This window comes from Halodesulfurarchaeum sp. HSR-GB (assembly GCF_031432215.1).
Lineage (GTDB): Archaea > Halobacteriota > Halobacteria > Halobacteriales > Halobacteriaceae > Halodesulfurarchaeum.
The window spans coordinates 77,440-97,234 of the sequence record NZ_JAVKGN010000003.1; the positions used below are offsets into that span (position 1 = coordinate 77,440).

General features: G+C 53.6%; 19 protein-coding genes and 1 pseudogene. 9 read left to right on the forward strand and 11 right to left on the reverse strand.

Annotation, left to right across the window (positions count from 1 at the left end):
• Positions 1-19: 19 nt before the first annotated feature.
• On the reverse strand, positions 20-439 hold the full coding sequence (locus RH831_RS11725; protein ID WP_050049437.1) for a hypothetical protein: 420 nt from the start codon (positions 437-439) through the stop codon (positions 20-22).
• 6 nt (positions 440-445) lie between these two features.
• Positions 446-724 carry a hypothetical protein gene (locus tag RH831_RS11730; RefSeq protein WP_310554349.1) on the reverse strand — a complete coding sequence of 93 codons (279 nt, stop codon included), beginning with the start codon at positions 722-724 and terminating at the stop codon, positions 446-448.
• A gap of 408 nt (positions 725-1,132) precedes the next feature.
• On the opposite strand from RH831_RS11730, the gene RH831_RS11735 reads away from it, so the two are divergent.
• The 7 genes from RH831_RS11735 to RH831_RS11765 all read left to right on the forward strand — a co-directional run bounded on the left by RH831_RS11735 (position 1,133) and on the right by RH831_RS11765 (position 9,721).
• Positions 1,133-1,909, forward strand: a complete 777-nt coding sequence (locus RH831_RS11735; protein ID WP_310554350.1) for an STAS domain-containing protein — start codon at positions 1,133-1,135, stop codon at positions 1,907-1,909.
• Positions 1,909-2,277: an STAS domain-containing protein gene (locus tag RH831_RS11740; protein WP_310554351.1), complete on the forward strand. Its 369-nt coding sequence runs from the start codon at positions 1,909-1,911 to the stop codon at positions 2,275-2,277. Before RH831_RS11735 ends, RH831_RS11740 begins: the two co-directional genes overlap by 1 nt.
• Positions 2,274-2,675, forward strand: coding sequence for an anti-sigma regulatory factor (locus tag RH831_RS11745; protein WP_310554352.1), 402 nt, complete (start codon positions 2,274-2,276; stop codon positions 2,673-2,675). The genes RH831_RS11740 and RH831_RS11745 overlap by 4 nt, the downstream gene beginning before the upstream one ends.
• Positions 2,675-3,325, forward strand: coding sequence for a SpoIIE family protein phosphatase (locus RH831_RS11750; RefSeq protein ID WP_310554353.1), 651 nt, complete (start codon positions 2,675-2,677; stop codon positions 3,323-3,325). Before RH831_RS11745 ends, RH831_RS11750 begins: the two co-directional genes overlap by 1 nt.
• Positions 3,318-8,339 (forward strand): PAS domain S-box protein, encoded by a 5,022-nt coding sequence (locus RH831_RS11755; protein WP_310554354.1) that lies wholly within the window; start codon positions 3,318-3,320, stop codon positions 8,337-8,339. The genes RH831_RS11750 and RH831_RS11755 overlap by 8 nt, the downstream gene beginning before the upstream one ends.
• 109 nt (positions 8,340-8,448) lie before the next feature.
• Entirely contained in the window at positions 8,449-8,670 is a 222-nt protein-coding gene (locus RH831_RS11760) for a HalOD1 output domain-containing protein (RefSeq protein WP_310554355.1), read from the forward strand.
• Between the two features lie 460 nt (positions 8,671-9,130).
• Positions 9,131-9,721, forward strand: coding sequence for a hypothetical protein (locus RH831_RS11765; RefSeq protein ID WP_310554356.1), 591 nt, complete (start codon positions 9,131-9,133; stop codon positions 9,719-9,721).
• A gap of 385 nt (positions 9,722-10,106) precedes the next feature.
• On the opposite strand, the gene RH831_RS11770 is transcribed toward RH831_RS11765, so the two are convergent.
• The 8 genes and pseudogenes from RH831_RS11770 to RH831_RS11805 all read right to left on the reverse strand — a co-directional run bounded on the left by RH831_RS11770 (position 10,107) and on the right by RH831_RS11805 (position 16,305).
• Positions 10,107-10,439, reverse strand: a complete 333-nt coding sequence (locus RH831_RS11770; protein ID WP_310554357.1) for a hypothetical protein — start codon at positions 10,437-10,439, stop codon at positions 10,107-10,109.
• A gap of 233 nt (positions 10,440-10,672) precedes the next feature.
• Positions 10,673-11,611, reverse strand: a complete 939-nt coding sequence (locus RH831_RS11775) for a hypothetical protein (protein ID WP_310554358.1) — start codon at positions 11,609-11,611, stop codon at positions 10,673-10,675.
• Positions 11,612-11,893: 282 nt separating this feature from the next.
• Complete coding sequence (locus RH831_RS11780; protein ID WP_310554359.1) at positions 11,894-13,627, reverse strand: transposase; 1,734 nt, start codon at positions 13,625-13,627, stop codon at positions 11,894-11,896.
• 333 nt (positions 13,628-13,960) lie between these two features.
• Positions 13,961-14,143 carry an exodeoxyribonuclease VII small subunit gene (locus RH831_RS11785; RefSeq protein WP_050049427.1) on the reverse strand — a complete coding sequence of 61 codons (183 nt, stop codon included), beginning with the start codon at positions 14,141-14,143 and terminating at the stop codon, positions 13,961-13,963.
• Between the two features lies 1 nt (position 14,144).
• Positions 14,145-15,197, reverse strand: coding sequence for an exodeoxyribonuclease VII large subunit (gene xseA / locus RH831_RS11790; protein ID WP_310554360.1), 1,053 nt, complete (start codon positions 15,195-15,197; stop codon positions 14,145-14,147).
• 75 nt (positions 15,198-15,272) lie between these two features.
• A pseudogene (locus RH831_RS11795) lies at positions 15,273-15,362 on the reverse strand (DUF1931 domain-containing protein); the annotation flags it as partial.
• Between the two features lie 502 nt (positions 15,363-15,864).
• Positions 15,865-16,044 (reverse strand): hypothetical protein, encoded by a 180-nt coding sequence (locus RH831_RS11800; RefSeq protein WP_144426134.1) that lies wholly within the window; start codon positions 16,042-16,044, stop codon positions 15,865-15,867.
• A gap of 81 nt (positions 16,045-16,125) precedes the next feature.
• Complete coding sequence (locus RH831_RS11805; RefSeq protein WP_050049424.1) at positions 16,126-16,305, reverse strand: hypothetical protein; 180 nt, start codon at positions 16,303-16,305, stop codon at positions 16,126-16,128.
• A 488-nt stretch (positions 16,306-16,793) separates the two neighbouring features.
• Here RH831_RS11805 and RH831_RS11810 point away from each other — a divergent pair, with 488 nt between their 5' ends.
• Both RH831_RS11810 and RH831_RS11815 read left to right on the forward strand, forming a co-directional pair.
• Positions 16,794-16,949 (forward strand): hypothetical protein, encoded by a 156-nt coding sequence (locus RH831_RS11810; RefSeq protein ID WP_186007758.1) that lies wholly within the window; start codon positions 16,794-16,796, stop codon positions 16,947-16,949.
• Positions 16,950-17,065: 116 nt separating this feature from the next.
• Positions 17,066-18,730, forward strand: a complete 1,665-nt coding sequence (locus tag RH831_RS11815; protein WP_079977874.1) for a TFIIB-type zinc ribbon-containing protein — start codon at positions 17,066-17,068, stop codon at positions 18,728-18,730.
• Positions 18,731-18,733: 3 nt separating this feature from the next.
• Here RH831_RS11815 and RH831_RS11820 read toward each other — a convergent pair whose 3' ends face one another.
• Positions 18,734-19,669 carry a DUF6610 family protein gene (locus RH831_RS11820; RefSeq protein ID WP_050049422.1) on the reverse strand — a complete coding sequence of 312 codons (936 nt, stop codon included), beginning with the start codon at positions 19,667-19,669 and terminating at the stop codon, positions 18,734-18,736.
• Between the last annotated feature and the right edge of the window lie 126 nt (positions 19,670-19,795).

Here is a 19,795-nt window from a genome sequence, read left to right on the forward strand (position 1 = left end):
GACGGGGACAGCGGGTTTCTCACCAGGGGACGAGATCGACGCACTGCGCCAGCGGGAGGCCCATCATCGACCCGGCGACTGTGTACAGCGGGCCGAGTACGACGAGGACGACGGCAGACTTCATCGCGGAGCGCTTGTGGCGCTTAAGCCCCTTCTTCTGCTCCGGGTTCAGGGTGAACATCTCGATAAGGGAGTCGGCCTGCCAGACAATGGCGAGGCCGACGATCCCCAGCGCGGTGGTCAGCTGGAAGAACCCCTCGATCATGCTCGGGAGGTTGTCCGCGCTACAGACCGCGTTACTCTGGGCGGCGACGGGCTGGACAGCGAACAGGCCTAGGAGGACAATCGTCAGGGCGGCCTGGCGGGCTATCTTGCTGGTCGTCGTTGGCTCGTGGTCGGTGCGACGCTCAGGGTCGGAGGGGTTGGTATCCTGTGACATTGCGGGTTACTCACGGGCGGCATCTTCGGTGGGTGACTGACTCTGCTGATCTTCGACGAGTGATCGAAGATCGGCGAAGCGATTGGTGGTTTCAGCGATCTCTTCGAGTGTGTACCCTTGCTCGCGGGCCCGTTCGAGGAGGTCACGGAGTTCATCAGGGTCGACATCCCGAACGTCCATTTCCTCGCGGAGGGCGCGGCGATAGAGGGCTGAGGCGTTGATGTGGTCGTTCCATATTAGGTATAGCTCATCGATCTCTTCGATGGTGACTGACCGTGTGATCATACGTGTGGGGATGGATACGCACCGGTTGAGTCCCGGTACATATGGGTGCGATAGCCCGATGAGTGACATATACTTTTTGGTAACTAGTAGTATAATTATTTAAAATAAATTATAACAGAATGATTCGTTGCAGTTAAATCTTACAGTTTAACCAACAAACTGCCCATCGGAGTGTGGCATAGAAGGATTCGCACGCTCTTCCTATCCAAGTCTTGTCAAGACTCGCGTGCTGAATACAAAGCGCGAATTCAGCAACTGGCGAAAGTAAAATCCCCCTCTTGATCTGTTATGAAGGATGATTCTTACTGGTAATTAGGATAATGCGACGAGTAGATAATTCATTAAAATCCATGTGCGCATATTAATGAATAACAAAATCTATGTGACCTAAACTCATTATCAGCGAATATGGCAAATAAAATCTCCCACGAATTACTCGAAGAGTCAATCAACTCCTTTGGGGACTTCTTCTACGTCTTCACACTCGAAGGCAGGGTCATCGAGTGGAACGCTCAGTTCACAAACGTCACCGGATACTCCGAAGAAGAAATCACGGAGTTGAATGTATCCGCTCTCGTCCCCGAGGCCGAGCGAGAACGGTTGAACGAAGCTCTCGATACCGTGACCGGAGATTCCACAATGGTCACTTTTTCTACGGAACTCGTAACCAAGACTGGGAATCGGGTCCCGTACGAATTCCAATGGGCCCAACTCAATAATACGGACCGAAACGACGGCGCAGTGGCAAGCATTGGTCGGGAGATCGCTGAACCCCACCGCGAGGCGGAAAGTCAACAGGTAACGTACAAATCCCAGGAACTCTCCGTCCCCATTGTTGAAATCTGGGACGGTATCTTGCTATCGACGGTCATCGGCAAGTTGAGCTCCGCTGAGGCAGAAACGTTCACAGAAGCACTGCTTGACCGAATTGCCGACAGTGGGGCTTCGATTGCCATTATCGATATTACCGGGGCTGAAACCGTCGATACGCAAACCGCCCAACATCTCATCGACACGATTCAGGCGGTCAAGCTGATGGGCGGCCAAACCATCATTACGGGCCTCAATCCGGACATTTCCCAGACGCTCGTCAAACTCGGGGTCGCATTCGATGTCGAAACCCGCTCGTCGCTTCAAGATGGGCTCAAAACGGCACTCGAACTCCAGGAGGTGTCTATCGACTGATGTTGCAAAACAGTGCCAATGTCGTTCGGATTCACGACATCCTGTTAGGGACCTTCCCCAACAATCCCAAGGACGAAATTATCGACGAATTGCAAGAAACGATCCTGGAGGCGATGGAAACGTCACAGCCGGAGGGCGTTATCCTCGACGTTTCAGGAGTGGAGTTGATGGACTCGTTTTTTGCTCGCCATATATCTGAGACAGCACAATTAATCGAGCTCATGGGCGGAACGACCGTCATTGCTGGGATGCGACCGGAAGTTGCGATCACGGCTGCTGAACTTGGCTACGGTCTCGGTGACGTGGAAACCGCCCGCTCAACTGACCAAGCACTGGAAATATTAGGGGTTAACCGGGACTCAGAATGAATACCCACACAGGGCGTATCGAGATCGACTCCAAGGGTGATATCCTCAAGGCCCGTCAGGCTGCCCGGGAGGTGGCAGAAGAAATTGGCCTTGGGACAACCGATACCACCCGGATCGTGACGGCCGTTTCCGAACTCGCCAGGAATATCTATCTGTATGCTGGTGAGGGAGCAATGGAATGGGAGCGGATTCCCGAACAGAATCGGCGGGGGCTCACCTTCATTTTCGAGGACGACGGGCCGGGGATAGACGACCTCAACGGGGCCCTCAAAGGAGAATGTTCTACCTCGAATGGAATGGGACGTGGTTTGTCCGGGACCCAGACGCTCATGGATGATATGGAGATCGAGACCGAACCTGGTGAGGGGACCACTATTCGGATCAGGAAGTGGGAATGATGAACCCGGGATCCACCCCCGATGAAGAGCCGACCAATGTTGACGACCAGGAAATGCCGAAACAAATTCCAGTCTCGATTGGAGCCGCAACGAGACCCATATCTAAGGGCGTACCAAACGGAGATTCGTATATTTGCAAAACGTGGAACGATACGACCCTGGTAGGCGTTATTGACGGCCTCGGGCATGGGCCTCCAGCCCACCAGGCCTCAACCGCTGCTCGTGAGTACGTCGAGTCCAATGCCGAAAAGAGTCTTGAGACGGTCTTTCGAGGGACAGACCGTGCCTGCAGGGGGACCCGTGGGGTCGTTATGGCGCTCGCGAAATTCGATTGGACCGCTGAAACGATCACCTTTGCCAACGTTGGAAATATCAAGGTTCGGGTCGCTGGACCCGAGTGGACCAGATTCATTGTCCGACGTGGGGTCATCGGGGGAAACAATCCGGGGGCTTCTGTTGTCACTCGGGACTGGGACCCCTCGCATACATTGGTCATGTTTTCGGACGGGGTTGCGACAGGGTGGGAGTGGCAGGACATCCAACAAGGAGGTCAGGAAACGGCCAGCACGATAGCAAACCGATTGCTCGAACAGTATGGCAAATCCGACGACGATGCTACAGCCCTCGTCGTCACCCAAACCAATGACTGACCAGATTGAACAACTCCTGAAGACCGCAAAAGCACGCAGCGGCCCAGAACTACAACAAGAACTGGAATCCATTACCCGCCAAGTGCAGGATCTCCAGGCTGAAAACGAACAACTGCGTGAAGAGAAGGAGTCACTCCAAACCGAACTGGAGAAAACGACGAAGGGAACGCTCCAGCTCGCGTCTGAACTGGAGCAACGATATCAGCAGCTCTTCGAAAGTGCCGTCGAAGGGATTTATACGACCACCGAGGGTCTCGACGAGTATCGCATGGCCAATCCAGCGTTCGCGGACCTGCTTGGATACGAGAGTGGAGATGCCGTATGCGAGGCCATTGACAGTATCGAAGAAGAGGTCTTTGTGGATCCGGACAGATATGCAGAATATTCTGAAACCCTCCAAGCAGTCGGAGAAGTCAATCAATTTGAATATCAAATCAGGACAGCAGATGGCGAGACGCGGTGGGTTTCCGACAGTGTGAGAGCCATTACAGACGAGGAGGGAGGTATCACGGGATACAGAGGCGGGGTCATTGATATAACTGAAGAGAAAAAGCAAGAAGAAGCTCTCAAAAGGCAGACCAACCTTAGTATCGTCCTCAATCGAGTCTTGCGACACAATTTGCGCAACGACATCTCCGTGGTTCGGGGCTATACTCAAATGATGGCTGATGAACTGGATGATACTACCCATGGGGAGAAAGCGCTGAATACCATTGACAGTCTCGTCGAACTGAGCGAGAAAGCCCGTGTACTTGACGATATCATCTCCAGTGACGCCAACCCCGAACCGACCGATATCCCTGACCTCATCAATGGAATCGTCACACAGGTGCGGCGTGACTATCCATCGGCGTCCATCTCGGTCGAGGCAGACGGAGGAATAACGGCCGAAGTGCGGCCGAGTTTCAAACGGGCCATCCGCGAACTTATCGAAAATGCCGCCAAGCACAGCGGCGACGAACCGACAGTCGAAGTGAGTGTAGAGTCGAAATCGGACGATGTCCATATCCGAATCGCCGACAATGGGCCTGGAATCGAAGAGCAGGAGGCAAGGGTGCTTCGGTCTGGATCGGAGAAGCCCCTGAAGCACGGCAGCGGCTTGGGACTGTGGCTGGCACACTGGATCGTGACCAATCATGACGGGTTAACCGACGCAATCTTAACAGACGAGGGCACGATGCTGACGGTCGTAATACCGAGAACCACAAAAGAAGTTGGTCAGCAGGAGGTCCCCGAATTGGCCAGGTCCCGTGATCAGTATAAAGCAGCCTTCAAAGAAGCCGGCGATGGGATGACGATCACTGATGATAAGGCTCGCATTTTGGATGTGAATAAAGAAGCCGCCCGGATCTATGGAGTCGACCAACAGGAACTGATCGGCCGCCCAATACGCGAATTCATCTCCGACAATTTCGATTTCGAAGCCGAATGGGGTGCAATCAAAGACACCGAAATAAAACGTGGTGAGATGAAAATCGTCAGTGGAGACGGGGGGGGGGTGAGCCCCATCGAATACACCGCGAAAAGCCATATCATCCCCGGCCAACACCTCATTGTCAGCCGGGACGTAACCGAGCGCAAAGAACGTGAGCAGGAACTTGAGCGGATGCGAGACTTATTTGAAGAGGCCCAACGACTCGGGGATCTTGGCGCCTGGGAAGTCGAAGAGGATGGAAACCTCAGGTGGACAGCGGGGACTCGACGCATCCACGAGGTCGAGGCGGATTTCGAGCCGACGGTAACGGACGCAATCGAGTTTTATCATAAGAACGATAGACAACGAATCGAGGAGGCCGTCAACAAGGCACGTGAGGCTGGAAAAACGTACGATGTGGAAGCACGAATAATCACCGCAACAGGTGATGTCCGATGGGTCCGAGCGAGTGGAGGACCTACTGACAGCGGGGAGACGATTCGTGGTTACATTCAAGACATCACCGAGCAGAAGGAGCGCGAGCAAGAGCTTAAACGCACAAACAAGCTTTTCGAACGAGCCCAAGCTGTCGGCGAGGTGGGTTGGTGGCAAAAAGACATCCCCTCGGACGATATCACCTGGTCTGAACAGGTGTACGAGATGTGGGGCGCTGAGGGTGATGTCTCGTCAATCGATCACGAGACATTTCTGGACTTTGTCCACCCCGAGGACGCCGCCTACGTTGACGAACAATGGGAAGCCGCAAAAAATGGACAACCCTACGATATCGAACATCGGATTATCACCGGTGATGGGGACGTAAAATGGATGCGCGAACAGGCAGAACTCACCTTCAACGATGACGGTGAGCCGGTCTCTGCCATCGGGATCGTGCAGGATATTACTGAACTCAAAGAGCGCGAGCAGGAAATTCAGCAGCTGAAAGAGCGCCTCGAACTTGCAGTCGAGGGGGCCGGGCTGGGTGTCTGGGACTGGGACATGACCACTGGCGAAGTCGAGCTCAACGAACGCTATGTCGAGATGCTCGGCTACTCCAAAGAGGAATTCGGACACCACATCGATGATTGGAAAACCCGTATTCACCCCGACGACCGTGAACGGGTTGAAAATAGCTTAGACGCTCACATTGCCGGCGAGACGGAATACTTTGAAACTGAGTACCGATTGCAAACGGTCGAGGGCGATTGGAAGTGGCACCAAACTTTGGGACGGATCGTGGACCGAGACGGGGAAGGGGCTCCGGTTCGTTCCGTGGGGGTCCAGATTGATATCTCGGAGCGCAAGGCGCGTGAACGAGAGCTTCAAGAACTCAAAGATCGATTCCATACCTTGTTTGAGAGAGCTCCGGAAGCCATCGCCCTTCATGACAGCCAGGGGAGCATCCAGGAGGTGAACGAACAGCTAGTGAAGAACCTTGGCTATTCACGAGAGGAACTCCTCTCGATGAATATCACTGATTTCGATGTTACACTCTCTAAAGACAAGTTAGGTGAGCTAGTGGAGGACATGGACCTCGGGGACATGCGCCAATTTGAATCTGAACACGAACGGGAAGACGGATCGACTTTCCCCGTCGACGTGTGGGCGAATAAGATCGAAATCAATGGAGACGTTTGGTTCCTTGGATTTGCTCGGGATATCACCAAGCGGAAAGACCGGGAACGGTTAGAGTTCTTGGAATCACTCGCAACCCAACTCACGGAATTGGCAAGTGATCTTTTAGAGACCGGTCAAAAACCCATCGAGGAAAAAATCGATGGAGCGTTGGAAACGATTGGGACACTCGTTGACGCGGACCGTAGTTATGTGTTTCAAATCGACCACGGTGAGAAAACACTCAGCAACACGCATGAATGGACTGCGGAAAGCGTCGAGCCGCAGATCGACAACCTCCAGGATCTTCCCATTGACACCTTCCCTTGGTGGATGGAGCAGTTGGAGGCTCGCGAACCGCTCATTATCCCAGCCGTTTCCGAACTCCCACCGGAAGCTTCCGCCGTGCAAGAGATATTGCAAGAGCAAGATTTCAAGTCATTAATCGTTTCGCCGATGATGTCGGGGGACAAACTCGTCGGCTTTATCGGCTTCGATTGGGTGGAAAAACAAGAACCATGGTCGGAAGACTTCATTCATATTTTGCGGATCAGTGGGGAAATCATTTCCAGTGCAATCCAACGCGAATCGCGACGACGTGAACTGGAGCGACGGGAAGCGTATTTAGATCAATCAAGTGACATCATCTCAGTCATGGATATCAACGGAGAAGTGAAATACCAAAGTGCCTCAACCGAACGAGTCACTGATTTTTCACCTGCGGAAATAATTGGTGACTCCGGATTTGAACACATCCATCCGGATGATCTTGAAACAATCGAGAAGGAATTCCCGTCATTTGTGTCACAACCAGAAGAAGAAGTCCAGGCGGAACTCCGGGTTGAGACGAAAGACGGCTCTTGGAAATGGATCGAAGTTCGGGGCGTGAACAAATTGAATGACCCAGTTATCGATGGATTACTCTTTAGTTCTCGTGACATCACCAAGCGAAAAGAGCGCGAGCAGGAAATTCAGGACCTCAATGAACGTCTCGAACTCGCAATCGAGGGGGCGAATATCGGGATTTGGGACTGGGATATGGAGATCGACGAAGTGGAACGGGACGAACTCCTCACCGAAATGCTCGGATACACGCCCGAAGAAATGGGCGCTCACATCAATGATTGGGAACGACTCGTGCATCCCGAGGGCAAAACCCGACACGACAAAGCCTTGGCCGAGCATATCGAGAACCAAACGCCCCACTATCAGTGTGAATACCGTCTGAAAACCGCTTCTGGAGACTGGAAATGGGTGCGAACCATTGGGAAAGTCGTCGACCGAGACGAAGATGGGAATCCAGTTCGGGCAGTCGGAATTCATCTCGATATCAATGACCGGAAAGAACGGGAACGTGAACTTCAGCGGGAAAAAGACCGCCTCGACGAATTCGCCAGCGTCGTCTCACATGACCTCCGAAACCCGCTGAATGTTGCCCAGGGGCGGGTTGACCTCGCCCGGGAAGATAGTGATACCGACCATCTCGACGCTGCAGCGGAGGGGATCGAACGGAGTCTTGAGCTGATTGATGATTTGTTAACCCTCGCCCGAGGAGGCAAAGAGATTGGTGAAATGGAACCTGTGGAGATGGCTGATCTCGTCCAAACCTGTTGGAATTATGTCGAGACAGGCGATGCAAGGGTTGTTACAGATCTTGAGTCAACAATACAGGCTGATAGAAGCCGTCTTCGCCAACTTCTGGAGAATTTGTTCCGCAATGCGGTTGATCACGGTGGCGAAGACGTGACCATCAGGGTTGGATCACTGCCCGAAGGGTTTTACGTGGAGGATGATGGTACAGGAATTCCCCAAGAGAAGCGTGAGAGTGTCTTCGAGCCGAGCTACTCGGAGAGTGGCGGTTCAAGATTCGGATTATCCATCGTCAAGCAGATTGTGGACGCCCATGGGTGGGACATTCATATTACCGAAGGTTCGGAGGGTGGAGCGCGATTCGAAATTACAGGGATCGAAGTCGTTGCGGAATAGAAGGCCCGAATACAACAAGCCGTCATCAGAACCGCCTCATGGTGTTGCGTTTGATTCCCACCAAACATTTTTGCATGTTCACTTCAATTATATTTTTAACTTGTGACATATGAGCCAAAATGTAATTGCTAAAATTGTGGAGGAGGTCGCGGATGCCGAAGGTGTTGAACCGAGCGAGCTGGATCTTACTTTGTACAATCATATTGACACCGATGCGCTGGTTAGGTTAGTGAACGCAGAGAAGGGGAGCTGGAGGCTTTCATTTGATATTCCAGGGTATACAGTAACTGTCCGCAGTGATGGCTCAACGCTTGTTGAGCCAAAACAATAAACCCAGACAGTCAAACACTCGTAGTCTGTATCCCACGGTGGAAATAAATTGTCAAACGTGTGAAGGGACCGACAGAGACAGACAGTCCAAAACTGCGGCGAGTGTTTCCGTTAAAGGTCAGGAGTGTCGTCCCCCATGGTTACTTCGAAAGGTGAAACCAGTGCCGGCATATTGGGTAACCGATTCAGACCACATATCTTTTCCCAGATTGTTGACTCTGAAAGTGTAGTGATTGGCTGGTTCATCCCGAGAAGTACGATATAATCGAGGGCGTCATGCTGAACTCAAAGTCAAAGTTCATCACCCGGTTTTGGTTATCATCTGAATAGGTGCAATATCCTCGTGCTGAATGGAAAGCGTGAATTTAGTCCAGACAATACTACTGGTTGATGGATCTGAAAGCGGCGTAAATTCGGCGTTAGGACCTTTATTATTTAACGTTAAGGATTGTACTAGTATTATGGCACCATCTACTGTTGAAACATCCCACCTTTTCCCAATGCGTGTCATAGATTCCGATTTCAACGTCATAAAACAGAATTCCGATATGACTGAATTGACTGGTATTGACACCAATTCACAGGAAGTCAACTGCCACGATCAGTTACCAAATTTGCTTTGTGAAACTGAGGGGTGCCCACTGAAACGATTTCGAGACGATGATGGTAAGGGCCCTAAACTACGTTACGGCGAAGAGGAAGTCGAATTACGTTACGTTGATGAGGATACCATTGCCACAGAATTTGAAGTGGAAATGCCAAATGGTGAAACGAGGTTCATGTCAATGGTTTCCGAACGGATAATGGATAAATCCGGGGAACCCGGGGCCATTATTCAGAGTTTCAAGGATATGGGGTTTATAAAACAAAGTCAGGATACGAATCCGGGAATGTCGGTTCCTGAGCCCAGAGATTTTGGTTCATTTCGCCACGCATTGACGGACCTCATGGATAGAGCCGCCTCAAATGGAGTCGAAGTTGCCGATCGGTCGGACAAATCATCACTAACTGGTTCTGGCGGCCAATGGAAATTCGAGATAACGCCGCTCTAATCTCATAGAGAAGATGAGTGAGCTGTGCCCGGAGCTGTTATCGTGCAATTCCAAGTGTATGAAAAAGGCACTTTGCTGATCTCGCTATATAATGGGAGTTCAGTTCTATAACGATTAACAGACCGTTTTCGTCCAAGAAGAGTGCTGAATAAAAAAATTCTCTATTTTGTACTCCGTTTTGATTACAATCTGAATAGTTACAGTTCATCGCTGCTGAATAGATAGCGCGTATGCAGCATCCCACCGTTGTGGAATTGAGGTGTGTGGAATTGGTAGGTACAGCGTGCGAACTTATCGTCAGGGATTGTAACAGATGGAAGCCATCAAGTCTTTCCTGCTAACGTGAGGCGGTCTAATTTACGAGATGAGTGTCTTGGGGCATTAGCTATCGGCCTATGAGTCCCAGTATCCGTCTGCGAACGTTCTCGGCTGAATCATAGGTTTGGTTATTAGTTGAAGAGAGTACGTCCTCCAGGGGTTTCTTGTCGCCCTGAGTTTCAAGTTCATAATCGCCATAGGCCTCAACCAACTCAGTTGTGGTGGTTGGATAGTCGTGCGATTTGAGCGCTTTATCAAGATCACCAAGCCGCACGCTTTCGTCATCAAACAGCGGTTCCTTTTCATCGCCGCGGGCTTTAGCCTCCTCTAATTCTCTCTCGCGCTGGCGATTCTCTTCACGATCCTCTTGCTCCTCTCGGCCCTGTCTATCATCCGCCATAAATAACAGTAGATGATCCAGCCGAATATAACTCTCGGCGGTTGGTTTGCAGGCGCGTTCTGACGGCTGATTCAGGGATTATCTGGAGAAAACAACGAAGTTGTCGTGCTAACTACAAGGTCTGTATCTTGCACTCCATTTCGGTTACTATCTGGATGAGTACAATCAAAGCTTGCTGAATAGATCGCGCATATCTTGCAGTGGGGCTTTGTTTATTACCGGGATCGTTACTATCACGATTCAACCTCAAAGGCGCCAAAGAAATGCTGCTCCTCTTCAGTCAACACGGACGGGTCACGCTCGACCGTATCTAAATCATCAACGTACTCAACATCGCACGAAACGGGTATCTCTGTCGTAGAATTCACGTCAAACTTAGCGACCGGCGTTCCATCCTTTACCGCCACCCACTGCCGTTGCTCGGGTTCGACTTTTTTCGTTTCCAGTGTATCGTACCGTTCAGCCACCTCCAGATCAACTTCGTCATGGTCTGGACCGAGAATCTCCCACTCCCGGCGAATCGGTGGAAATTCGATGTCACCGACGATTTCCGGGAATTGCCACCCGATTATCGGGATACTAAATTCAGACGCGTTAATTGTATAGTCAACCTCGCCTGAGAGGCGGAATACCCGGTAGGTCCCCTTTTCATTCATCTGGATTTCGAAGTTCGCCTGAGCCCAATACGGTTCGACGTTCGATATCTCACTTCGCGGGAATTCGTACACCTTATCCGGACCGTCACGCGTGATTTCGATCGGATCAGTCGGGTCATTCAACCGGCGTGGTTCGAACCGGAGAACGGCGGAACCTCTCGTTCTGATGCGGAGTTGGATAGTGGCTTTCTTCGTGTCTTGCCCGTGGACCGAGATGCTGAATGACCGTGTTTCTGTTTCTGTATCGGCGTCGAAACGATCGACGGTCGGGTCTCTTTCTGGGAGTTTGTAGTATGGTATTTCGAATTCGTCATGATACGTCGGGATATGGCCTTCGCCCTCTTCCACGTGAAATTGCTTCACTGTGTCTTCGCCAGCGCCTTGGAGGGTGAGATCGATGTGCGGGTCGTAGAAGTGGTAAATTGCTTTTCGAATCAGGCGATCGTACACGGCGATAATGGCGAGTACCGAGAGTAGAACGGCGGCCCCAGAAAGAAGGGCGGAGATTGCAACCATTTAGCGTACCTAATCAATTGTAGGTCGTTCCAATAAGGTCATTAATCTTTGCCCACATGTAGTTGAACCCGGCCCTCCTGTTTCTCAATGTCTCTGCTTTCAATCTGCTGCATAGATGGTCTGAGGGCACAGGAGAAAGGGGTGTTCCAATTGCCAAACTCACCAACGAAACCGGCGTCGCTCAGGTCAAAACCTCAGTATTACACCTCAGTCAGATGACCAACCTATCTGTCTTCGCTTAGTCAGGTCGGTATCGAACCCTCACTGACCCGTTTCTCCTGATCATCCCGCTGATTTCTTCCCATCTCTTTTCGAATTCAGGTGCCGCGACGCCCGTTTCAGATTCGTCCCGATAGCTTTCGCTATCGACGCGTTCTTCACCTTGATCTTCCCCGTAAACCTCGTTTTCTCACCGTCCTGGTGATACACCTCGTTCATCAACGACTCCGCTCCCGCTCGCTGGTTCAGAAACGCCTGACTCTCGGAGTCGTTCATCCGTTTTCTGCGCTTGGCCAACTTCAACTTTCGTTCGTAGAAGCCGTAGCTGTAGAACTCTTGTTTTTCCGTCACGAAGCAATTCTCCGTTTGCGGACACGCATCGCAGAACTTACTGTCCATTCGGCCGGAAATCCGACCACTCTCACGAGTGTACTGCTGTTCGAACGGTTCGTGCCCCGCCGGACACGCTTGCATCCGATGACCATCCCACTCTGCGGCTGCCAGCGAGAGTTTCTCTTCGGGTGGTCGTTGTCCCGTAAGTCCAGTGAAGTGCTGGGTAATTCCGTGGGAAGCACACTGTGACTCCACTTCCTTGTGCGTGTAGCCGCCGTCCAGGAGGAGATCGGTCAATCCCGTCTTATACGGCAACTCTGCCACGTCTTCGGCCAGCATTGTACCATCGTCAGTGTTGTTCGTATCAACGCGAATCGTCATAATCAATCGAAACGGGTTGTCGCCATCGCAGGTCTCGGCGACGTTCGCCTTGTAGCCGCAATATGATTTGCCTGCTTTCCGGCGGTGTGTTGCGTCCTCGTCGTGTGGATTTTGCATCGAATCGCTGCTTATCTCGTCAGGGTCCTTCAGTTCGATGTGGCTGGTATCTCCGTCCTCGTCGGTCTGGGCATTTTCATCCTCAGCAGACCTGCCGGACCTGATCGGTTGCCAGCCGGGAGAATCACCAGATTCAGGCTGGCCATCTCCGTCGTCCTCATCATTGTCATCATCTTCGAGTTCAGCGATGCGGTAGCACTGTTCGTCGAGAACCCGCTGAAGGTGAGCGAAACTCTCCAACTCGGCGTACTGTTCATGAGTTTCGAAGCGGTCAACAAGCCAGGCAGCCTGGTCCACAAGCTGCTCTATCGTGGGTTGAATCTCATCCGGTTCGAGTGTGTAGGACAGTTCCAGATTCTCGGTTTCGGCGAAGTCCTGGATTTCGTCCGGGAGGTCCGCGACAGTGTCATCCGGTAGATCGCGGAGGAAGTTATGGAGGACTTTGGCGATAAGCTCGATACGCGAGAGCTGCTTGATATTGCCCTCAATGAACGTCGAATCCATGCGCTGCGTACTGGCGTCGATATCGAACTCGTCCTGCAGGTAGTCGCGGTGATCTTCGAAAACTTCCTGCAGCAAATCCCGCCCCGTCTCCTCTTCGAACTCAAGCAATCGGCGGCGGAAATTAGTGAACGTCTTCGGACAGATGTTGTCGCCAAGCGTCTCTTTGCTCAGAGCATTCCGGACACGAAAATCGAAGAGATAGGCCGCCTCAAGCTCCTTATCCGACAAGCCCAGCAGGTGTTTGATAATCTCCAGGGAGACGAGTTCGTTGACGGGCTTGTTCGGGCGACTGAACCCGTCGTGATAGAGAACGTCGAATTTCTGCTCGTCGATCTCCGAGAAGACGTGTTCGTAGAAATGCGTCGACCAGTGGTTCGCTAACTTTTGCTTCGGGCCGTCTGGCAGCTCTTTGACGGGCGAAAAGAGCTGCTCTTGGGTATGAGAATCGTTTTTCTGAAACATGCGTTCACCAAAATCCCGAGTGGTCAGATACCCAAGTGTACAATCGCTATTGGCATATAACTTTTGTGAGTGATTATAACAGGAAAGCCAAGCAGTGTCCGATTTTCCCGATATCGTTTCTTTGTTATGATGCGTCACCCAACAACCGAGAATGAGGTTACGACTCGCACCCTTTCTACGGTGCCCTCATGGTCTGTATCTTGCACTGCCTTCTGTAATTATATTTATCTTAACACTTTTCACCCCCGGTTGCACCGCAGTAAATCGGGTGTGAATGTTTCGATGACACGTTACATCGGTCTACCTCGTGTTGGTTAAGACGGGCTGAGACAACTATTCGAGTTCCGTGACCTTGCCAGGATCGCCACTGAGAGTGTCACGAACCTCCGCAAGAAGTTGGTGCCCCTCGTCGTAGAGGACCTCACCTTCATCGAGACTACATTCGTCCGCATCAAGCTGTTCGATGATCTCTTCTACCCGTTCTAATCGCTCTCCGATTTCGGGATCGTTCGCCATCTCAGATCACCCCAAGCCAGAGTGCTGTGATGACGAGGAGCAGGAGAACCAGAATCACGATGGCGATTTTGTAGTAAATCGGAGCCATTCCCTCGAGTTCAGTCGCTGTCTCAACCGCTTGCTCTAACTCTTTCTCGTGTTCATGTGCCTGTTCGAACGTTTCGAAAGCCGTGTCAAGCTCTTGGCTAAGCGGTTCGAGCGTACTTGAGATGAACTCCTCGCGTGATTCAGCGACGTACTCTCCCGCTGCCGTCGGCGTGATCGCTGCGACGTCAGCGACGTGATCCGCTATGAGTCGATCTGCAGTATGGCCAATCGCGGTCACGACGGGCGTATTCGCGGTGAAGATGGCCTCGGAAACACGCTCCGTATTGAACGCCTGCAGGTTCGAATCGCTGCCCCCACCGCGACCGACGATGATGGCGTCGACGTCTTCCGACCGATCGAGGTGATGGATACCGTTCGCAAGGGAGGTCGGGGCGTCCGGCCCCTGGACAGTCGCGTCTTTCACCAGGATGTCGACTGTGGGGTCCTGATTGTGGATCGCATTTTGGATATCGTCCCGTGCATCACCCCGAAGCGAAGTGACGACCCCAACTCGGTCTGGAAACCGCGGTGGGGATTGTTTGTGGTCTTCATCGAACCAGCCCCGATCGTCGAGTTCGGCGTGGAGTCGCTCAACTGCGGCTGCCTGGTCGCCGTCGCCAACGACGATGATCTCCCAGGGCTTAAGGTCGATTTTCCCACCTTCGACCCAGTAGTCGATATCGCCTTCGAGGATGACCTCGGTTCCGTCTTCGAGTTCGATGTCCATGTTCCGGTAGCGGTTCGCCCAGAGCATACAGGGGAGTTCGGCGTCGCCGTCGGTGAGGGTGAAGTAGAGGGCGGTACTGTTCTGGTGTAGGTCAGTGACCTCCCCGATACAGCGGACACCGTGGAGGGCAGGCATTTCTTTGACAAACGCGGCGATCCGTTCGTTCAGCTCTGTTACGGTGAGTACGTCTGCCGCGGAGGGCGCATCTGGTGTTTGATCAGTGCCCGAAGAGTCCGCCATGCACGTCTTGTAACGTCTGGATAGAAGCTCAAAAAGGTATCTTCGATTGCGAACCAGCAGGATAAACGTCGGGGACTACAGGTCGTGGGACTGCACCGTCTTCCGGTCGTTTGCTTCGGCACGCTCGGCAGCGTCTTCGAGCAGTTCGGCGACTTCCGCGCATAGTTGAGTGGGTCCCGCTCGATCAACAGTTGGAGTTCGAGGAGATTCGGGTATGGCGGCGCGGCCTCGTCGAGGACGTCGTACAGCTGGTGGAGCTTGATGACCTGCTGCATCAGGTAGTTCTTCGACCCGGAGAGCAGGCTGGTGGCGTGGCCGAAGATCTCACCGAACACCTGCGCCCACCGCCGCGGCTGGACACCGTCCGGCGGCTGCAGCGGGTTGAACTTGAACGCGCTCCACGGCAGGACGAGCAGGTCCGGGCGGTCGTGGAGCAGGTGCCGGTAGTCTTGCTTCAGGTCGAAGCTCCAGAACGGCACCGACAACTGGTCCATGATGTTGTAGAACAGTGTCGTCTTCCCGGCCCCCGACTTCCCCACCGCCAGCAGGTGCCGTGTGAGATCGGCTTCCGGCAGGTCGTAGGTACTCCCGGTGATGGTGGTGCCGAGGTGATGCGGTCGGGCACTGACTGGACGGGGTGCGCGTCGCTGTCGAACGGGTTGGCCTGCTATCGGGCGGTCATGGCCGCCAACCGTTTCTCGATTCGCTTCCGTACGTTGGGGCTTCCCGTCGCGATGGCGGCCGTCACCAGCTGCTGGACATCCGAATCATTGGCATTGATCTGGTCCGCAAGCCGGAGAATTGATTCCAACCCCGGCTCCCGCCGACCCTGGCGTCGTCTACTCACTATCGGCCAGGAACGGGACGGTACGGATGTGACTGTATTACTACACCGGGATTCCCGTGGTGCACGATTCTACGGTCGGCGCTATTCGTCAGAGACGACGCGAGCGGCCTGGACATGCGGTGCGTACACCACGGTGTCCTTTCCCCCGTCATCGGTCAGGGCCAGCTTGCCGCGGCGCTGAACCTGCTCGTCGATCCGCTCCAAGTCCTCGGTGTCCACAGCAAGGGTATCGCCAGACCGCAACAACAGCTCGACTGGCATACCGTACTACGTCAGGCAGACATTTTTAAACGATGTCACGTTCGATAATCTCGCCACGTACCTCGAACGTGAGTAACGCTCAGGAAACGAGATCTGGAGACTCCTGTTCCCCAATACGTGTCGTGGGCGGCTGAACAATCTATGTCTGACGTAGGGCTGACGCGGGTCACATACCGTGGTGGCGGCTGCCGGTTTTCACTTCCAACCCGGTTCGCTGACCTATTTACCGGCTCCCGCCGTCTTCGGAGATAGAGGGCACGACACTACCGGCCCTCACTGCGAGTGTCACACGCTCCCCCCTTCCACGTTCACCCGGACAACCGGATGAATCACAGCATGTCCACACAGCACGCGTCCCGGCTCGGCACCTGCCCGCACTGCCACACCGTGATTACTGCGTCTCATATCCTGATCGAGTACGAAACCAGCGACGGCCAGGAAGCCGTGTGGGCCGAATGCCATGGATGCCGGGAGGTCGTGGATCCGGCATGACGGCCACCATCGTCGACGGGCTGAAACAGCTCGTCGGCCGCGGCCGTGACACCGTCATGTACGAGTGCCGCCACTGCGGGACGACCGTCGATCACGACGCTGACCGCTGTCCACGGTGCGATGCGACCGCTATTGCCCGGTATCACGTTTAAACCCACACACCTGGAACAGACCGTGACCTTACACCTCCTGTATCGCGACATCCTGTGCTTTGCTAGCTCACCCTGACAAGGTATATTAGGGTTTCAAGCTTACAAACAACAAATATATGCCATGTTCTGAATGCGGCCATCTTCTTCTCGTTAACCATGACGCCGAGAAACTGGTGTGCCCGAACTGTCTCGGTCTCGAGATCGAGGACCGGGACATCGTCGAAGAAAAGGCCGAACGCGACCGAGATCTACTGCAGGATGAGAACCTAGTCCAACTCCTCGAAGATTACAGTAAAGACCACCTGCTTCTCTATCTGATTGAACGGCTCAACAAGGTCTCGTACGACTTCTATGAGAACCGCCGACTGAACATGAAGGAGTTCGCGTACATCAACTACCTGATCAATATCGTCTATCCGGTAGACAAAAACGAGTTCGGGAACCAACATCTGGAGCGAGGCGAAGAGCCTGATGACGATATCGATACCCTCCTCTCTACGCAGGCAAAACTCGTCATGGCGCTCAACCACGTCGAAGACCGATTCAGACTCTGCCTCGAATATTCGGTCCCGATGAGGGACGGGAAGTTCCTGTTTGCCGACTACGATCTCCGTGACACAGAATACCGGTACTGCTTCCAGAGATGCCTAAGAAGCCTAATCGGTGGCAGGGAGGAAGATGTCGAACTCTTCGACAAAACGCACCAGGAGATTCGTGACTTTGACCGGCCGTCGAGCGATGAAATAGACACGTTGGAAGACTTCGGCGACACCTTCTATGGATTCATCCTCTCAATGCTCTTTGTCGCGTCGGCAGACAGTATCGTCGGGGATATCTACGGTACGTCGCTTCCCGACCACGTATCGGTTTTTGACCTCACAGAGCTTTTCGACCGGCTCGACGGGCAGTTTATCACCGAGGAGGGTGATGTCGCGCTGCAGGACAGCACGCTCGCGTGGACGAATGAGGACGGACTCACACAGGCCGGAGAGGCCACCTTCGGCGACGACTGGGAGGAGGTCCGGGACTATATTGTCGTCGGTAAGGACAACCTCGATGCTCACCCCTTCCTTTTCGAGCTCTCAATCACGGATGTCTATTACCAGCAACCAGGGCGTCCACCGATGACGCGGAAACTCACCCGGTTCGTCTATCCACGGTGGTACGCCAAGTTGCTGCGGTTCCAGATCTTCCCGCTGCTCCAGAATGGCGAGAAGCCCAGCAGCCATGAGATCCTGAACACGGTCTCCACTCGACGGGGGGAAGCGTTTGAGGAGAACCTGTACGAGTACCTATCCGGACAGGGCTTCGAGTGCTACCACAGCGCGGAGATACCTGGGGAGAACTCGTCTGAGATCGACCTGCTCGTCGTGAACGACGCGGAAGGCGAACTCTGGTTCATCGAATGCAAATATCTGATGCCAGAGCTATTGATGAGGACTGCTGAGGGCGTAGAGGCCCTAAATGGCAAGTTCGACCACAAGGTCTTCAACATCGAGGCAGACGGGTATGAGGGATCGCCGACCGGATTACCCTTCCCCGAAAAGGTAGATACCTGGCTCGCCCTGGATCCGGGTGACCGGTTTACTGCGCAAGACGAGCAGGGCGAGAAGACCGAACACGAGTTTCAGGACGACTGGCAGGATCTGACAGTGCGGAAACTCGTGGTGTCGAACCTCGTTCCGTCCTACGTCGAGAAGAATGGGGTGGAGTTCAGGACAGATATGGAGCTGCTAGAGATGATCGAAGACGAGGACCGCGTGTTCACGGTAAAGCACTAGGCGTCAGTCCGCCAGCGTCAACCCCTCGTAGTACTCCCAGCGCTTCTTCGCGTGCTCCGACAAGAACGCTATCCTGCCGTACTCCTCATACCGTTCGACGTACGCGGCCTCCAGGTCTTCCCGCGTCCCGATCGGGTCGCCGCCTTGGTCCATGTAGATCAGTTCATTCGGTTCTTCAACTGCCGGTCCGTACAGGTCGATCGGCTCCGTCTCCGGCCACACGCCCCGGTCCTGCCAGTACTGCTTGATCTCCTCCAGGCTTTTTCGGACGGTATTACGGATGGACAGGTGATCGGCGGGTTGCCAGCCGTCACGGCTCCAGTACTCGCCGAGGTACGCCATCTTGTGCGGCCCATTCCAGTCCACACCGACGATGTTCGCCGGCGGGTCGTCCCGCAGGTTTGGCTGTGTCAGCTCCTGCATCACCGCGTACTGTTTCGGAGGGGATGCACCGAGCAGGTGGACCTTGCGACCGCGCCAGTCCTCGCGTTCGGAATAATCGTCGGCCTCTACGTCGCTGTAGCCCATCGGGTAGCCCAGAACCGTGTCTCGATCGAGGATGTCGAACGCCCGCCCGCACTTCGGGACCACAACGTACTCCTTGTGCGAGAACTCGTCGCGAAGCTGCTCGACAACCGCGTTGAACCCCTCTGCTTCAGCTGGAGTGTACGCGTCACCGAGTATGGCGACGGACGGATCGTATGTGTCGAACTGGTCAAGGTACCGGCCGATGTCAGGGTCGCGGAAGTCGTTGTCGAGGATGATGGTCGGTAGATCGACATTCGGATAGTCCCGGGTAAGGTATTCGTAGTCCTCGCGGTGCCCGACCGCGTACCCGAGTTCGTAGGCGTCAGTCGCATACGGGTGTCGGTGGAGGAATCCGATATAATCGGCCTTCTGCGCCCGCTCAATCGTCGAGGGATATGTTCCGCCGTAAATCGATCAGCCACCAGTACCAACTGTAATGCAGTATACTACGTTGGTTCAGGGACGCTTCACTGCGTTTGAAGGGGGGAACGGCAGAAAACCACTCCTAAGGCTTTTATCATTTATATTCGTAGTGTG

Bases quoted from the DNA above. Each gene is read 5' to 3' on its own strand.
- RH831_RS11740 (WP_310554351.1), top strand. From the start codon at position 1,909: ATGTTGCAAAACAGTGCCAATGTCGTTCGGATTCACGACATCCTGTTA.
- RH831_RS11805 (WP_050049424.1), bottom strand. From the start codon at position 16,305: ATGCCAGTCGAGCTGTTGTTGCGGTCTGGCGATACCCTTGCTGTGGAC.
- RH831_RS11760 (WP_310554355.1), top strand. From the start codon at position 8,449: ATGAGCCAAAATGTAATTGCTAAAATTGTGGAGGAGGTCGCGGATGCC.
- RH831_RS11785 (WP_050049427.1), bottom strand. From the start codon at position 14,143: ATGGCGAACGATCCCGAAATCGGAGAGCGATTAGAACGGGTAGAAGAG.
- RH831_RS11815 (WP_079977874.1), top strand. From the start codon at position 17,066: ATGCCATGTTCTGAATGCGGCCATCTTCTTCTCGTTAACCATGACGCC.
- RH831_RS11810 (WP_186007758.1), top strand. From the start codon at position 16,794: ATGACGGCCACCATCGTCGACGGGCTGAAACAGCTCGTCGGCCGCGGC.
- RH831_RS11750 (WP_310554353.1), top strand. From the start codon at position 2,675: ATGAACCCGGGATCCACCCCCGATGAAGAGCCGACCAATGTTGACGAC.
- RH831_RS11780 (WP_310554359.1), bottom strand. From the start codon at position 13,627: ATGTTTCAGAAAAACGATTCTCATACCCAAGAGCAGCTCTTTTCGCCC.
- RH831_RS11735 (WP_310554350.1), top strand. From the start codon at position 1,133: ATGGCAAATAAAATCTCCCACGAATTACTCGAAGAGTCAATCAACTCC.
- xseA (WP_310554360.1), bottom strand. From the start codon at position 15,197: ATGGCGGACTCTTCGGGCACTGATCAAACACCAGATGCGCCCTCCGCG.
- RH831_RS11755 (WP_310554354.1), top strand. From the start codon at position 3,318: ATGACTGACCAGATTGAACAACTCCTGAAGACCGCAAAAGCACGCAGC.
- RH831_RS11725 (WP_050049437.1), bottom strand. From the start codon at position 439: ATGTCACAGGATACCAACCCCTCCGACCCTGAGCGTCGCACCGACCAC.
- RH831_RS11745 (WP_310554352.1), top strand. From the start codon at position 2,274: ATGAATACCCACACAGGGCGTATCGAGATCGACTCCAAGGGTGATATC.
- RH831_RS11730 (WP_310554349.1), bottom strand. From the start codon at position 724: ATGATCACACGGTCAGTCACCATCGAAGAGATCGATGAGCTATACCTA.
- RH831_RS11775 (WP_310554358.1), bottom strand. From the start codon at position 11,611: ATGGTTGCAATCTCCGCCCTTCTTTCTGGGGCCGCCGTTCTACTCTCG.
- RH831_RS11765 (WP_310554356.1), top strand. From the start codon at position 9,131: ATGGCACCATCTACTGTTGAAACATCCCACCTTTTCCCAATGCGTGTC.
- RH831_RS11770 (WP_310554357.1), bottom strand. From the start codon at position 10,439: ATGGCGGATGATAGACAGGGCCGAGAGGAGCAAGAGGATCGTGAAGAG.